The organism is Qipengyuania pelagi (assembly GCF_009827295.1).
GTDB lineage: Bacteria > Pseudomonadota > Alphaproteobacteria > Sphingomonadales > Sphingomonadaceae > Qipengyuania > Qipengyuania pelagi.
This window is the reverse complement of the sequence record NZ_WTYD01000001.1, coordinates 169,241-183,626: the sequence shown is the minus strand read 5'-3', so window position 1 is coordinate 183,626 and position 14,386 is coordinate 169,241. Positions and strand designations below refer to the sequence as shown.

The 14,386-nt window shown below is 65.3% G+C and carries 17 protein-coding genes and 1 tRNA gene; 10 read left to right on the top strand and 8 right to left on the bottom strand.

What is annotated here, in order from left to right:
• The first annotated feature begins 5 nt into the window (after nt 1-5).
• Entirely contained in the window at nt 6-1,439 is a 1,434-nt protein-coding gene (locus GRI47_RS00915; RefSeq protein WP_160659539.1) for a cation:proton antiporter, read from the top strand.
• Between the two features lie 156 nt (nt 1,440-1,595).
• Here the strand turns inward: GRI47_RS00915 and tig are convergent, their stop codons facing one another.
• Nucleotides 1,596-3,245, bottom strand: a complete 1,650-nt coding sequence (tig, locus tag GRI47_RS00910) for a trigger factor (protein ID WP_160659538.1) — start codon at nt 3,243-3,245, stop codon at nt 1,596-1,598.
• A gap of 63 nt (nt 3,246-3,308) precedes the next feature.
• Nucleotides 3,309-3,393, bottom strand: a tRNA-Leu gene (locus GRI47_RS00905).
• Nucleotides 3,394-3,662: 269 nt separating this feature from the next.
• Between GRI47_RS00905 and GRI47_RS00900 the strand changes: the two genes are divergently transcribed.
• The 3 genes from GRI47_RS00900 to GRI47_RS00890 all read left to right on the top strand — a co-directional run bounded on the left by GRI47_RS00900 (nt 3,663) and on the right by GRI47_RS00890 (nt 4,461).
• Nucleotides 3,663-3,809 carry a hypothetical protein gene (locus tag GRI47_RS00900; protein WP_160659537.1) on the top strand — a complete coding sequence of 49 codons (147 nt, stop codon included), beginning with the start codon at nt 3,663-3,665 and terminating at the stop codon, nt 3,807-3,809.
• 36 nt (nt 3,810-3,845) lie between these two features.
• The gene (locus GRI47_RS00895) at nt 3,846-4,025 is read left to right on the top strand and encodes a hypothetical protein (protein WP_160659536.1); all 180 of its coding nucleotides are present in this window, start codon (nt 3,846-3,848) and stop codon (nt 4,023-4,025) included.
• Between the two features lie 82 nt (nt 4,026-4,107).
• Nucleotides 4,108-4,461 carry a DUF3297 family protein gene (locus GRI47_RS00890; protein ID WP_160659535.1) on the top strand — a complete coding sequence of 118 codons (354 nt, stop codon included), beginning with the start codon at nt 4,108-4,110 and terminating at the stop codon, nt 4,459-4,461.
• A 20-nt stretch (nt 4,462-4,481) separates the two neighbouring features.
• Here the strand turns inward: GRI47_RS00890 and GRI47_RS00885 are convergent, their stop codons facing one another.
• A complete protein-coding gene (locus GRI47_RS00885) occupies nt 4,482-5,129 on the bottom strand; it encodes a CHAP domain-containing protein (protein WP_160659534.1) in 648 nt (215 codons plus the stop codon).
• Between the two features lie 147 nt (nt 5,130-5,276).
• Between GRI47_RS00885 and der the strand changes: the two genes are divergently transcribed.
• The 3 genes from der to GRI47_RS00870 all read left to right on the top strand — a co-directional run bounded on the left by der (nt 5,277) and on the right by GRI47_RS00870 (nt 7,557).
• The gene (gene der / locus GRI47_RS00880; RefSeq protein WP_160659533.1) at nt 5,277-6,680 is read left to right on the top strand and encodes a ribosome biogenesis GTPase Der; all 1,404 of its coding nucleotides are present in this window, start codon (nt 5,277-5,279) and stop codon (nt 6,678-6,680) included.
• Nucleotides 6,677-7,198, top strand: a complete 522-nt coding sequence (locus GRI47_RS00875; protein ID WP_160659532.1) for a DUF2721 domain-containing protein — start codon at nt 6,677-6,679, stop codon at nt 7,196-7,198. The genes der and GRI47_RS00875 overlap by 4 nt, the downstream gene beginning before the upstream one ends.
• A gap of 140 nt (nt 7,199-7,338) precedes the next feature.
• Nucleotides 7,339-7,557 carry a hypothetical protein gene (locus GRI47_RS00870; RefSeq protein WP_160659531.1) on the top strand — a complete coding sequence of 73 codons (219 nt, stop codon included), beginning with the start codon at nt 7,339-7,341 and terminating at the stop codon, nt 7,555-7,557.
• A 60-nt stretch (nt 7,558-7,617) separates the two neighbouring features.
• On the opposite strand, the gene bfr is transcribed toward GRI47_RS00870, so the two are convergent.
• From bfr to GRI47_RS00845, 5 genes are all read right to left on the bottom strand, one after another.
• Nucleotides 7,618-8,151: a bacterioferritin gene (gene bfr, locus GRI47_RS00865; RefSeq protein ID WP_160659530.1), complete on the bottom strand. Its 534-nt coding sequence runs from the start codon at nt 8,149-8,151 to the stop codon at nt 7,618-7,620.
• Nucleotides 8,152-8,276: 125 nt separating this feature from the next.
• On the bottom strand, nt 8,277-8,471 hold the full coding sequence (locus GRI47_RS00860) for a ferredoxin (RefSeq protein WP_160661227.1): 195 nt from the start codon (nt 8,469-8,471) through the stop codon (nt 8,277-8,279).
• 83 nt (nt 8,472-8,554) lie between these two features.
• Nucleotides 8,555-9,850 (bottom strand): DUF418 domain-containing protein, encoded by a 1,296-nt coding sequence (locus GRI47_RS00855; protein WP_160659529.1) that lies wholly within the window; start codon nt 9,848-9,850, stop codon nt 8,555-8,557.
• A gap of 50 nt (nt 9,851-9,900) precedes the next feature.
• Complete coding sequence (locus GRI47_RS00850) at nt 9,901-10,119, bottom strand: YrhK family protein (protein WP_160659528.1); 219 nt, start codon at nt 10,117-10,119, stop codon at nt 9,901-9,903.
• A gap of 151 nt (nt 10,120-10,270) precedes the next feature.
• The gene (locus tag GRI47_RS00845; RefSeq protein ID WP_160659527.1) at nt 10,271-11,362 is read right to left on the bottom strand and encodes an SPOR domain-containing protein; all 1,092 of its coding nucleotides are present in this window, start codon (nt 11,360-11,362) and stop codon (nt 10,271-10,273) included.
• 280 nt (nt 11,363-11,642) lie between these two features.
• Here GRI47_RS00845 and GRI47_RS00840 point away from each other — a divergent pair, with 280 nt between their 5' ends.
• The 3 genes from GRI47_RS00840 to GRI47_RS00830 are packed head-to-tail and all read left to right on the top strand — an operon-like array spanning nt 11,643 to nt 14,347.
• Nucleotides 11,643-12,359: a ParA family protein gene (locus GRI47_RS00840; RefSeq protein WP_160661226.1), complete on the top strand. Its 717-nt coding sequence runs from the start codon at nt 11,643-11,645 to the stop codon at nt 12,357-12,359.
• Nucleotides 12,360-12,386: 27 nt separating this feature from the next.
• Nucleotides 12,387-12,965, top strand: coding sequence for a hypothetical protein (locus GRI47_RS00835; RefSeq protein WP_160659526.1), 579 nt, complete (start codon nt 12,387-12,389; stop codon nt 12,963-12,965).
• Between the two features lie 53 nt (nt 12,966-13,018).
• Entirely contained in the window at nt 13,019-14,347 is a 1,329-nt protein-coding gene (locus GRI47_RS00830; RefSeq protein WP_160659525.1) for an SPOR domain-containing protein, read from the top strand.
• The last annotated feature ends 39 nt before the right edge of the window (nt 14,348-14,386 follow it).

Genomic DNA, 14,386 nt, shown 5'->3' with positions numbered 1-14,386 from the left:
ACGGGATGGAATTCGATCCGCGCATCTTCCTGTTCGTGATCTTCGGCCTCGGGCTGATGCTCGCGGTCAGCCTCGAAAAGCACCTCTCGCGCTTCTGGCTGTCGCTGCCGATCGTCTATGTCGCGGCGGGCTTCGCGATCTTCTCGCTGCCGATCGGCCTGCCGCATTTCAATCCGGCGCGCGATGGGTTCGATGCGCTGACATTGGAATACGTCACCGAATTCATCGTCATCGCCAGCCTCGCGGCGGCGGGTATCGCGATCGATCGCCCGGTGAGCTGGAAGAATTGGCGCCAGATCTGGCCGCTGCTCGTGATCGCCATGCCGCTGACCGTGGCGGCGGTCGCGCTGCTCGGCTGGTGGGCGCTCGGCCTCGCGCCCGCTAGCGCGATCCTTCTCGGCGCGGCGATGGCACCGACCGATCCGGTGCTCGCACGCAGCGTCCAGGTCGGCCCTCCCGGCGAGGCGAAGCGCCATGACGTGCGCTTCAGCCTGACGGTCGAAGCGGGGCTGAATGACGGGCTGGCCTTTCCCTTCACCTATCTCGCGATCGCTGCCGTCGGCATGACCTCGCTCGGCTGGTGGACCGCCGAATGGGCGGCTTTCGATCTCGTCTTCCGCATCGCGATGGGTTGCCTCGTCGGCTGGGGGATAGGCCGCGCAGGCGCGTGGTACGTGTTCGAGCGCGAGGCCGATGCCCCGCTCGACGATGTCGACAGCGATCGCCCCCGCTATTCCACCAGCGAAGGGCTGGTCGTTCTGGGCACGCTGCTGTTGGCCTATGGCTGCGCCGAAATGGTCGAGGGCTATGGCTTCCTCGCCGTATTCGTCGCCGCGGTGACGGCCCGCCAGCGTGAGAATGCCAGCCGCTATCACAAGATCAGCCACCATTTCATCGACCAGATCGAGCAGATCGTCCTCGTCGCGGTGCTGTTCGGGTTCGGGGCGATGCTGGCGAGCGGCGTGCTGTCGAGCCTCACCTGGGCAGGGGCGGCGGTCGGCCTGGCGCTGGTGTTCGTGATCCGGCCGATCTCGGGCCTGATCGCCGAATCCTTTTGCGGCCTCCCTCTGCCCGGAAAGCTCGCAGTCGCGTTCCTCGGCGTGCGCGGGATGGGATCGATCTATTACCTCTCCTACGGCCAGAACAATGCGGCCTTCGGCCAGCTCGACGTGCTGTGGGCGACGACGAGCTTCGCCATCCTGCTCTCGATCCTCGTCCATGGCATCTTCGCCGGGCCGGCGGTCGGCTTCGTCGAGAAACGCCGTGCGCATATCCATGTCGGCGAGGAGGACAGCATGGCTTCGCTCGTTCCGCCCGACCATGAGGACCGCGAGGAATTGCACGCGGAGCTGAAAGAGGCCGAAGCCGAGCAGATGCGCGCCGAGGAAGAAGAAGATCGGGCGGATTTGGGCGGAGGTAGAGACCCTCACGAGAGGTAAAGCGCCCGCAATCGCGCATTCTTGGAGACCGCGACGCGGCCTCACCTTAGCGTCCACATGCAACCACGCAAAAGCAAACCCCGCCATGCAAAACGCATGACGGGGTCTGAAAGACGGCGGGCGCAGGCCTGATGCCCTCGCCCGCCTGAACTAGGCTTACTTCTTAGCGGCTTTCTTGGCCGGAGCCTTCTTGGCCGCAGGCTTCTTGGCGGCAGGCTTGTCGTCGGCCTTAGCCTCATCCTTCTTGGCTGTGGCTTTCTTCGCCGGGGCCTTCTTGGCGGCAGGCTTCTTGGCGGGCGCCTTGTCGTCGGCGTCGTCCTTCTTCGCAGCGGCCTTCTTGGCGGGCGCCTTCTTCTTGGCCGGAGCCTTTTCGCCTGCTTCGTCATCAGAATCCTTGGCGCCATCCTTGGCGGCAGTCTTCTTCTTCGGCGCGGCCTTCTTCTTGGCCGGGGCCTTCGCCTTGGCGGCTTCTTCGCCCTCATCCGCCTCGATCGCGGCTTCCAGCTCCTCGCGCGTCACTTCGCGGTCGGTGATGTCGGCCTTGTCGAAGAGGAAATCGACGACCTTGTCCTCATAGAGCGGCGCGCGCAGCTGGGCGGCGGCCATCGGCTCCTGCTGGATATACTGCATGAACCGTTCGCGGTCCTCGGCGCGATATTGCTGGGCGGCCTGCTGGATCAGCATGGACATTTCCTGCCCGGTCACCTCGACGCCATTGGCCTGGCCGATCTCGGAGAGCAGCAGGCCCAGACGCACGCGGCGCTCGGCGATGCGGCGATAATCCTCGCGCTCGTCCTCGACTTCCTTCATCGCGGCTTCGGGATCGTCGGCCTGCGCGGCTTCCTGCTGAAGCTGGGCCCAGATCTGTTCGAACTCAGCCTCCACCATGGTCTGGGGAACGGCGAAATCGTGGCCCGCGGCGAGCTGGTCGAGCAGCTGGCGCTTCATCTGGGTGCGCGTGAGGCCATTGGTCTCCTGCTCGATCTGGGCGCGCAGCAGTTCCTTCAACTTGTCCAGCCCGTCGAGGCCGAAATTCTTGGCGAAATCGTCGTCGATCTCGGTTTCCGTCTCGACCTTGACCTGCTGGACGGTGATGTCGAATTCCGCGTCCTTGCCGGCGAGATGCGCGGCCTGGTAATCTTCGGGGAAGGTGACGGTGATGGTCTTCTCGTCACCCGTCTTCACGCCCGTAAGCTGTTCTTCGAAGCCGGGGATGAACTGGCCCGAACCAAGGACCAGCGGCGTGTTCTGCGCCGCGCCGCCTTCGAATTCCTCGCCATCGACACGGCCGACGAAATCGATGATCAGCTGGTCGCCGTCGCTCGCCTTCTTGCTCTTCGCCGCGTCCTTGTAGCTCTTATTGTTGCCAGCGAGCTGACCCAGCATCTCGTCGACCTGCTCGTCCGCCACCGGAACCGTCAGGCGCTCCAGCTTCAGGCCTTCGACATCGGGCGCGTCGACCTTGGGGAGGACTTCCAGTTCCACCGACAATTCGGCGTCCTTGCCCTGATCGTAGCCCTGGTTGAGCTCGATCTTCGGCTGCATCGCCGGGCGCAATTCCTTGTCCTTCATCAGCGTGTCGACCGATTCGCGGATCATATCGTTGATCGCCTGGGCGTGGAGCTGTTCGCCATGCATCTTGCGCACCAGATTGGCGGGCACCTTGCCGGGGCGGAAACCGGGCATGCGGATCTGCGGGGCGAGCTTCTTGATCTCGCCACCGATGCGCGCATCGATGTCCTTGGCAGGGATCGTCAGCGTGTAAGCGCGCTTGAGGCCTTCATTGGTCGTCTCGGTAATCTGCATGGGAACGGATACTCTCGAATCTTGTCTATCGGGCTGCGCGAGGGATGGCCGGTTGGCGGCGGCTGGTGCGGGCGAAGGGACTCGAACCCCCACATCTTTCGATACTGGTACCTAAAACCAGCGCGTCTACCAATTCCGCCACGCCCGCAATCCGCCCGCATTACGAACGAAGCCGCGCGCCAGCAGCCGCCAGCGCGCGTGTAGCCGCGTGCCTCTAATGCGCTGCGCCGAAAAGGGCAAGCGCGGCGGTGAAGCGCCGATGACGCGAGGAACGGGGCAGACCCGTCATCGGTTGATGCTGGTGAAAGGATCCCCTCGATGACCGACACGCCCGATCCCGACTACGAAACCCCGCGCACGCCGCCAGCGACCCCGCCGACCATCGATCCCAACGTGAATCCCTAGACCGCCGCCGAGATGGAGGATGAGGGCGAAACGGAGGGCGAGGTGCTCGGCCATCGAAGCGATCCCGACGAGATCGATACCGAACTGTCCGACAAATTGGTGGAGCGCGACAAGCGCGATGGGATCGGGGAGCCGACCATCAACCTTCCGCCCGACTGATCGTTTTCCCCATTTACCGCGTAAGGAGCCTCAATCATGGCCACGCAGCCCGATCCCAATGCCGACACTATCGATCCCGGCGCGCCCAGCGAGGTCCCGGCCGAAAGCCCGCCTTCGGAAACCCCGTTCGACGAACCGGACGAGATCGAGCCGGTCCAGCCCGATTACGACCAGCCCGATCGTGCGCCGCTGGAAACGCCACCGCCGCCTGATTGATCTCGGCGAGCTGGCTGAAGTCGTGTAATGCGCGGACGCAAATGATCTTGCCGCCCGAACCCTTGGGAATTAGGGGCGCGGCATGACCGACGAAACCGAGAACACGCCAACCGATACGATTGGCGCCGAAACCACCTCCGACACCGGCACCGCCGCAAAGGCCACCGACGCCAGCGACGTTCCGCCCGATCGCCTGTCCGTCAATCCGCGCAACGCCCATTTCAATCAGGAGGTCTTGCAGCGCGGAGTCGGGATTCGTTTCAAGGGCAATCAGCGCCGCGATATCGAGGAATATTCGATTTCCGAAGGCTGGGTGCGCGTCCAGGCGGGCAAGACCATGGATCGCAAGGGCAATCCGCTGACCATCAAGCTGAACGGCCCGGTCGAAGCCTGGTACGAGGATCTGGGTGACGACGCGCCGGTCGCGAAGGCCTGATCTTCAGCCGCGCCTGACAATCAATCGAGATTGCTGAACGCGGCGAGGAACTGGCGCGAGCTCTTGAGCCGCGTCGGCCCGCTCGGAATGGCGGGCGCCTCTGCCACTCGCGTCGGTGCTGCAGCCGGACTGGCGGCGCGGCCCGGATAGATGAATCCTTCTACCGGCCATTCGGTGGTACCGAGCGCGCCCAGCGGGTGATACCACACGCGCACCGCGCTCCAGTCATTGGCGGGGGACACGTCGACCGCCATGACGTCGCGCTCGATCTGCCCGCGCCGCCCGTCGATCGGTGACCAGTTCGCATGGTCGAGCAACACGGTGCGGCTGTCGATTACACGGCTGACCGCCGCGACATGGCCCAGTTCCATCGAGCGATGCGGGCGGAAGGTCATCACCGCGCCCTTCTTCGGCACGGTGCCGGTGGCGTATCGGCCCTGCGCCTGATCCCACCATGTGCGGGCATCGCCATAGATTTGGATGCCCGACACCTGACGGGCATAGGGCACGCATTGGAGATAGGGCGCCAGTTCATCCTGAGCGCCGATCGCTGGCGACACGGTGCGCGCTTCGAAACCAGGCGCATCGCGCGCGGCGAGCGACGGAGCGAAGGCGGTGGAACCGGCGAGGAGCGCGATGGCGAGCGAGCGGTGAGAAGGCTTGTACATGCCTACCGTAATGGCGGCAAAAATTTGCCGCACCCCTGTCAGTCAGGGTAAACAGAATTTAACCGTAAGGCTGCCGGGCGCGGATCGCGTGCTTGCCAAAAGCCGCCCCAGGGGCCACCTGCCCGCGCGAAACGAAAGCCGCTTTTCATGAAACCCACCGTCATCATCATCGGACGTCCGAATGTGGGCAAGTCCACTCTGTTCAACCGGCTGATCGGCAAGAAGCTGGCGCTGGTGGACGATCAGCCCGGCGTCACGCGCGACCGGCGGATGGGCGATGCCGAGATCGCGGGCCTGCAATTCACCGTGGTCGACACCGCCGGATGGGAGGATGAAGACGCGGACACGCTCCCCGGGCGGATGCGCGCCCAGACCGAAGTCAGCATCGAAGGCGCCGATGCGGCCCTGTTCGTGATCGATGCACGAGCGGGGCTGACCCCGCTCGACGAGGAGATCGGGCGCTGGCTGCGGCAGCAGAGCGTTCCGGTCGTGCTCGTTGCCAACAAGGCCGAAGGGCGCGCGGGCGAAGCGGGCGTGTTCGAAAGCTATGGCCTCGGCCTCGGCGAGCCGGTGCCGCTGTCCGCCGAACATGGCGAAGGCGTGGCGGATCTCTTCGGCGCCTTGTGGCCGGTGATCGGCGAGAAGGCGGAGGCTGCTGACGAGGGCGAACCGGTCGAGGATGACGACGAGGACGGGGAGCGCCCGCGCGGCCCCCTCAAGCTCGCCATCGTGGGGCGCCCAAATGCGGGCAAGTCCACGCTGATCAACCGGCTTCTAGGCGAGAATCGCCTGCTGACCGGCCCCGAAGCCGGGATCACCCGCGATTCGATCGCTGTCGACTGGAGCTGGACCAATCCACGCGATGGGGAGACACGCGAAATCCGCCTGATCGACACGGCGGGGATGCGCAAGAAGGCGCGCGTGGTCGAAAAGCTCGAGAAACTGTCGGTCGCCGATGCGCGCCGCGCGGTGGATTTCGCCGAGGTCGTCGTCCTGCTGCTCGATGCCACCAAGGGCCTCGAACATCAGGACCTCAAGATCGCCGACATGGTCCTGCAGGAAGGTCGCGCGCTGATGATCGCGATCAACAAATGGGACGTTGCCGGACAGGAACCGGGCGGCAATGCCAGCGCGTTGTTCAACGGGATCAAGGGCGCGCTCGACGATGGGCTGGCGCAAGTACGCGGCCTCCCCGTGCTCGCAGTCAGCGCGAAGACCGGCAAGGGTCTCGACACCATGCTGAACGCCGCCTTCGAATTGCGCGAGACCTGGTCGAAGCGCGTCTCCACCGCCGCGCTCAACCGCTGGTTCGACGATGCGCTGGAAGCCAATCCCCCACCCGCCCCCGGCGGCAAGCGGATCAAGCTGCGCTACATCACCCAGGCCGGAACCCGCCCGCCGCGATTCGTCGTGTTCGGCACCCGATTGGATATGTTGCCCAAAAGCTACGAACGCTATCTCGTCAACGGGATCCGCGCGAAGCTCGGCTTCGACGCCGTGCCCGTGCGCGTCGTGCTCAAGAGCGCCAAGAACCCCTACGCGTCCGAATGATCGTCGACCTCTTAAGCTCCGCCGTCCCGGTTGCGTCCGATATCCTCCAGCGCACGGCAAGCACGCCGCGCGTGCAGCAGATCGTTTCGCTAAGCCTCGCGCCCGCCTTCCTGCTGGCCGCGATCGGGGCGATCATGAATGTGCTGGTCAGCCGCATGATCTGGATCGCGAACCGGATCGAGCGCATCGACGACCGAATCGAGGATGGAAGGACCGACCCGCAGGACGAGGAACGCGTCTGGCTAGAAAAAAGGCGCGCGCTGGCGCAGGTCGCGGTCATGTTCGGCACCGGCGCCGCATCGGTCATCAGCCTGGTGATCGCGTTGCTGTTCATCAGCGCATGGATCGAGGCGCAGATCGGCACGCTGATCGCGACCTGCTGGATCCTGACCATGGTGCTGCTGATTATCGGCCTGATCTATTTCTTCCGCGAGACCCGCCTCGCCGCGGTCGGGATCAAACCCCCGCGCTCGTCCCGCAAGCGTCTTTGGCGACGCCGCGAGCGCAATCGCGACTGACCCGGCATATTCGCAAGGGGCACGTAAAATCACTTTTGCGCCAAGACGTTATGGATTTGCGGGCGGACGAGCGGTCGCTCCAGTTTCCGTTCAGAAGCGCAGCCCCATATCTCTTTCCGCCACACGCGAAGGAGAGGAATGTGGGCAGAGTTCAGATCGTGATCCGGCCCCTCGACAACGCGGGCGCGCACTCGAACGGCAGCGATACCGAGCTGGACAGCGACAGCATCGAATCCGCCCTGCTCGTTTCCGATATCAACCTCGTACACGGAACCGCCGAACTGTTCGCCGACGGCAAACGGATCGCGCGCCTCATCAAGCGCGGTACCGGCCATGCCCCCTTCTGGGAGCTAGGCTGACCACCTAGGCTGACAAAACGGTGCGGCGAGTGGGGGCCCGACGCATGTCAGGCCGCAAACTCAATTGCCGTTGCCGTCTCCGCCCCCGAGGCCCCAGGCGCCGCCTTCATTGCCGTCTTCCCCGGCAGCCGCGCTCTGAAGCTGGATGTAGTTCTGCTCGCCCATGCGCACGATCATGTCGAACTGCTTTTCGAGGAAATCGACATGCTCTTCCTCGTTGCGCAGGATCTTCTCGAACAGCTGGCCGGAGGTGAAATCCTTGACTTGCTGGCAGTATTCGGCAGCTTCGCGCAGCAGCGGGATGGCCTCCATCTCCAGCGCGAGATCGGCTTCCAGCACTTCCTTGACCGATTCGCCGACCTTCAATTTGTGCAGCGCCTGGAAATTGGGCAGCCCGTCGAGAAACAGGATGCGGTCCGCCAGCCAGTCGGCGTGCTCCATCTCCTCGATCGATTCCTTGCGCTCGTAAGCGGCGAGCTTGAACACGCCCCAATTGTCCAGCACGCGGTAATGCAGCCAATACTGGTTGATCGCGGTCAGCTCGTTGGTGAGCGCCTTGTTGAGATATTCGATGACCTTTTCGTCGCCCTTCACCGGGGGTCTCCTACACGAGGGAAGTTACCGCTGCGGTATGGGGGACAGGGCATCGGCTGACAAGCCCGCTAGCCCTTAAAAATGGCGGAATTCCGCCATTGCGAGCGCGTTTCAATAGCGCGGGATCAGGCCGCGACGTGTTCGGGAACGAAGGCCATTTCGCGTTCCTCGTCCACGATCTCGTCCGCTTCGCACAGGCACGCGCCGCAATTGGGCGTTTTGCCGAGGGCGGCATAGCAGGCCTCCGCATCGCCCGGACAATGGCGGGCCATGCGGCGCAGATCGTTTTCGCGGATGGCGTTGCAGATACAGACGTACACGCGCGCTACTCTCCCGTTGCGATCGATTCGCATTCACAGGAATAGTGAGAGTTATTCGCAATAGCAAGGGTTGCAGAGCTATTTTAACGCCGGAGCGCGAAGATGCGGCCATAAGTGAGGCACCGCCAGAGCCATTCGAGCGGGCCGTAGCGATACCGGTCCAGCCACGGTTTCGACCAGAGCAGCATCACGCCCCAGGCGATCACCACGACTCCATACAGCGCGCCGCGCGTCAACTCGCCGAACAGGCCCCCCGCCCAGCCATGGAAGACGAGCATCATCACGATCGAGGTCCCGAGATAATTGGTGAAGGCCGCCCGGCCCGCCGCCGATACGCGCACCGCCAGCCAGCCGCGCGCGGTTTCGCCCCACAGCGCTAGCAGCGCGAGCAGGCCCAGCCCCATGAACAGACGCGGGAAATGCGACCAGCCGATGAAGGCGGCCAGCGTGTCCCAATACCCGAATCCACTGGCGCGAACCGCGAGTGCGATCCAGAGCGTCAGCGCCCCGCCGACCAGCACGCCGGCCCAGCCCCAGAGCTTCTGCTTGCGGCGATCCACCGCGCCCGAGAACAATCCCTTGCGATACAGCGCCATGCCCATCAGCATTAGCGGAAGGGTTTCGAGCCAGAACAGCAGCAGCATGGATAGCGGCTCGGTCGCGTTGACAGTGACATTGCGCGCGACCAGCCCGCCATAATCGCCGCTCGCGATCAGATCGGCGTCGATCATGTCCTCGGCGATCGCCTCGTCCTGCGCGTCGACCATAACGCCCTGGACTTCGGCCCGCGTCTCGGCATTGCCGGGAATGGTCCCGTTTGCGCTCATCACCATCGAGGCTGCCATCGCGGCATAGACCACCCCGCCGACACAATATCCCAGCACGCCGAGGATGAACTGGTTGCGGCGCGCCATCTTCGCGAAGGGCAGCACGGCGAGACCGGAGACCGCGTAAAGGAACAGGATGTCGCCGGTCCAGATCAGGAAGAAATGGAGGAGGCCGAACAGGCCCAGCCACAACAGGCGGCGCACCTGAAGCCAGCGGCCCTGCCCGCGCGCCCAAGCCTTTTCGAGAAACAGATAGAGCCCCGCACCGAACAGGAGCGAGAACAGCGCGCGCATCTTGCCGTCGACGAGGACGAACTGCGCCACCCACATCCAGTTCTCCGCCTCGCCATGCGGCGTCAGGAAGGCGTCGGGATACATATAGGCGGCGAACGGCTGGCCGAAGGCGACGATATTCGCCGCGAGGATGCCCATCACCGCGATGCCGCGGATGAAATCGAGGCTGGCGATCCGATCGGGCGAGGCGCCGAGCGGTGCTGCACGCGCTTGCGGCTGGTCGGGTGATGCGGCAGCTATTGCGTGCGTTTCAGTCATTTTGTCCCCCAATCGTCCCAGCAAGGCGTCCGTCCCTTGCGCCCGATACGTTATCTATCGTCGTACAGTTTGACCGCCAAGCTGCCCAGCGCGCCCACCAGCATCAGCACCGACCCGACGATGAAGAGCCAAACGGCAAGTTTCTGCAAATTGTCGAATTGCGGGAGAAAGAGGACGCTTCCGACCACGAATGTGGCATTGCCGGTCACGCCGAGCGAGGTGTGTATCCAGCCGTAATCCTTGACCAGCGTCTTCAGCATATTCGCCATGCCATCATCCCCCTTCGCGCGTCCCTAGACGATCAGGGCGGGCTCCGTAACCGACGAGTTTTATGGGGGTTCTCTCCAGATGCGAGCGCCGCTGCATGGGACGTGCGCTCGCGATCGGGCGACGCGGCTCGATTGAGCAGGCGTTACGCGATCAGCGGGTAACGAGGCAGTCCTGTCCGCCGCGTTTCAGCGCCGAACACGCAGCCTCGGCAGCATCGCGGCTGGGATAGCCGACCGCCATCACTTTGGTGAGGCGCCCGGCGGCTTCCTGCTCGACACGCGCACCGCCGAGAGCGGCATTGCCTGTCAGACGGCTTGTCAGGCGATCGGCATTGCCGGAATTGCCGAAAGCGCCGAGCTGCAATTTCCATTCGCCCGACATCCGCGCGCTCGCACTTGCCGGAATGCTTGCGGTGACAGGGGCGGCCTGCGCTGCGGGCTTGCCTGGAACCGGCGTCGCTCGCGTGGCGGCGGGGACCGGTTGGCCACGACCTTCGGGCAGCGTGTAATCGGCCCCGGCACTATCCGCCCGCGCCACTTCGACCGGGCGCGTTGCAGCAGGAACAGGAGCGGCAGCGCGCGCCGGGGCGGTCGCGGTCGGCACTGCCACCGGCGCGCCGCCGAGATCGATCGCGGCGAGCTGACGCGCACGATTGGCGTCAGCCTCGCTCTTGATCTGCTGGGCGAGGACCTGCGCCTGCTGGCGATCGGCGAGAGGCACGAATTCGTCCATCTGCGCCATCGCCGCGCGGGCCTGCGGCAGGCCGCTATTATTGGCGAGCGTCAACAGCGCATAGGCGCGCGGCCAGTCCTTTTCCGCCAGATCGCCGTTGAAATGCGCCACACCGAGGAGATATTGCGCGCGCGGATCGCCCCGGCCGGCAGCCGCCTCGATATAGGGCATGGCCGCCTCGCGCCGCCCATCCTCGAACAGCATAAGCCCGTAATTGTCCGATGCCTGGACATGGCCCTGCGCGGCGGCGGCGGCATAGAGCGCTTCGGCCTGCGCCTTGTCCGCATCCACCCCGCGCCCCAGCCTGTAGGCCTGCGCCAGATTGAACTGCGCATCGGCATCGCCCGCCTGCGCGGGCCCCGACCATTCGCGCACCGCCGTGGCGTAGTCGCCCGCCGACCAGGCATCGACCCCGGCCTTCACATCCGCGAGCGCGGGTGCGCCCATGGCAAGGAGGCAGGCGGCCATGGCGCTGCCGCCAAGAGTGCGAATAAGGGAAGAAGATGCCATCGTAAGTCTCCGCCGATCCATGGCCCCGTATCGATCCTGCGTCGATCCAGCGGGGCGCTTTCCCCCACTCTATAGTAAACCGGGCGTTAGCAAAACGTTGCCGCGCCTGTTTCGATTAAGCTCGGGTCGAAAGCGATCGAAAGCGGTCGAAACGGCGCCCCGCCTTAACTTAAAATTTAGGGTAGTCTGCGATTCCCCGGATCGAACGTTCGCGCATCGCGGACGAGATCGATCGGACGACATGGTCCGTGCGATCGAGGAATTTTCGGGGGACCAGGCTTTGCGTGTACTGGCATTGGCATCGCAAAAGGGCGGATCGGGCAAGACGACCCTGTCCGGCCACCTAGCCGTGCAGGCGCAGCGTGCGGGCGCGGGGCCCGTGGTGCTGATCGACATCGACCCGCAGGGCTCGCTGGCCGATTGGTGGAACGAGCGCGAGGCGGAATATCCCGCCTTCGCCCAGACCACCGTGGCCCGGCTCGCCGGCGATCTCGTGATGCTGCGCCAGCAGGGCTTCAAGCTCGCCGTGATCGACACGCCGCCCGCCATCACCATGGCCATCCAGTCCGTGATCTCGGTCGCCGAACTGATCGTCGTGCCCACCCGGCCTTCTCCCCACGATCTGCGCGCCGTGGGCGCGACGGTCGATCTGTGCGAACGCGCAGGCAAGCCGCTGGTCTTCGTGGTCAACGGCGCGACGCCCAAGGCGCGCATCACCTCCGAAGCCGCTGTCGCTCTGTCGCAGCACGGGACGGTCGCACCGATCACGCTCCACCATCGCACCGATTTCGCGGCCTCGATGATCGACGGGCGCACGGTCATGGAAGTCGACCCCGAAAGCCGCAGCGCCGCCGAAGTCACCGCGCTGTGGAAATATGTCTCCGACCGGCTCGAAAAGAATTTCCGCCGCACCGTCTTCGCCGCGCCGAACATGCAGAGCGCGATGCCCAGCGCTCATCGCCCCCAGGGTGGCTTCGGCCGCCGGGTGGCGCAGTAAGGAAGGGGCCCGGACGGGATCAGGATCATGAGCGACGCCAGCTTCGCCTCCCTTTCGCCGACGCTGCTAGCCCGCAAGGGCGGCGCGCGCCCGGCCATGCGCCCGCAGCACGGCATGGCGGGCAAGATCGATCCCGCCGATGCCGCCGCCGAACTGGAAGATCTCGGCTGGAACGACATGGGCGATCACGACCCCATCCCCGGTGCGCGGATCGTGCGCTTCGGCGGCGAATCGGATGCGCGTGCTTCCGATGTCGGCCAAGCCGAAGCCGCGCCCGACATCGAGCCCGTCATCGAGCCCAGGCCTGCCCCCAGCCCCGTGCGCGAGACCATCGAGCGGATCGCGAGAAAGCTCGACGAGAATCGCCAGGACGCCGTCGAGGCTGCGATCAAGCCCGCTGCGAAGCTGGTCGCCAAGGCCGCATCGTCGGGCAATCGCCGCGCCGCCTTCACCTTGCGGCTCGACCCCGAACGCCATCTGCGCCTCCGCCTCGCCTCCACGATCAGCGGGTCGAGCGCCCAGGTCCTGGTGACGCAGGCGCTCGACGCGATGCTCGCCAGAATGCCCGAAATCGAAACTCTGGCCACGCAGGTGAAACGCCCGTGACGAGGTTCGCAGAATCGAATGCCCGACCGCTGAGGGAGAGGGAAATGCGCCGCATGACTATCGATCGGACCGCCCGCATGGTGGGCCTGACGCTGACCACCGCACTTGCAAGCGCCACGCTGATGGGATGCAGCGCCAAGGTCGCGCCGCCCGCTTCCGTTTCGGCGGTCAAGGCCGAAGACGCGCTCGCCAAGGGCAAGAGCGACAAGGCGGTCAGCTTCGCGGAAAGCGCCGTGCTGGCATCGCCACGCGATGCAGGTCTGCGCGAATTGCTCGGCGCCGCCTATATCGAGGCCGGACGGTTCGAATCGGCCGCCGCGACGCTCGACGAAGCGCTGCAACTGGGCGCGGCATCCCCGCGCACGATCGTCTCGCTCGCCCTCGCCCAGATCGCCAGCGGACAGCAGGCCGCCGCCCTCGCCACGCTGGATACGCACGAGACGGATCTCGATCCGGCGGATTTCGGCCTCGCCATCGCTTTGGCGGGCCAGCCGCAGCGCGGCGTCCTCGTGCTCGCCAACCAGCTTCGCTTCGGCGAAAACTCCGCCAAGGTGCGCCAGAACCTCGCTTACGCCTATGCGCTACAGGGCGATTGGCGCGCGGCGCGGCTGATGGCGGCAGAAGACGTCCCCGCCGACAAGGTGGGCGAACGCATGGCGCATTGGGGCCAGATGGCGAACCCCGTCTATTTCCGCCATCGCGTCGCCGACCTGCTCGGCGTCGACATGGTGCAGGACCCCGGCCAGCCGGCGCGCCTCGCCCTCGCCAACCATCCCAGCGTCAACCAGCTGGCAGCGGAATCTGCCACGTCTGCTCCGGCGCCGAAGCCAGCTTTTGCCGCGAACGGTGAATTGCCGCCGCTGAATGCGGCTGAGGCGGTGCCCGCTGCGCCGAAGTCCGCACCCAAAGCCGCACCCGGCACGATCGCGCGCCCCGTCGCGCATTCGGTGGCCGCGGCCTTCGAAGCCCCGCAAGCCCGCCCGGTCGAGCGCGTTTCCGCGCCCGCTCCGGCGCGCGTCGCAACGTCGGCCCCGGCCGTCGCTCGCACCGCTGCGCCGAGCGCTCCGAGCACCGGCTTCGTGGCCGAGCGCGGCGATTATCGCGTCCAACTCGGCAGCTATTTCTCGATGTCGGATGCGCAGCAGGCCTGGAAGATCTTCCAGCAGCGCCATCCCGAACTGGCAGGCGCGGAGAAGGTCATCACCAAGGCCAAGGTCAAGGGTAAGATGTATTACCGCGTCGCCGCCTCGGGCTATGCCGAAGCGAGCGCGCGCAACCTGTGTTCGCTGGTCAAGAAGGGTGGCGGCGGCTGCATCGCCTATGCGGCCAACAATCCGCTGCCCGGCGCACTCGAAACCAATGTGCGGATGGCGTCCCGGTAACGCCACCACGCGGATGGCGTTGTTTTAAGGCCAAAATGC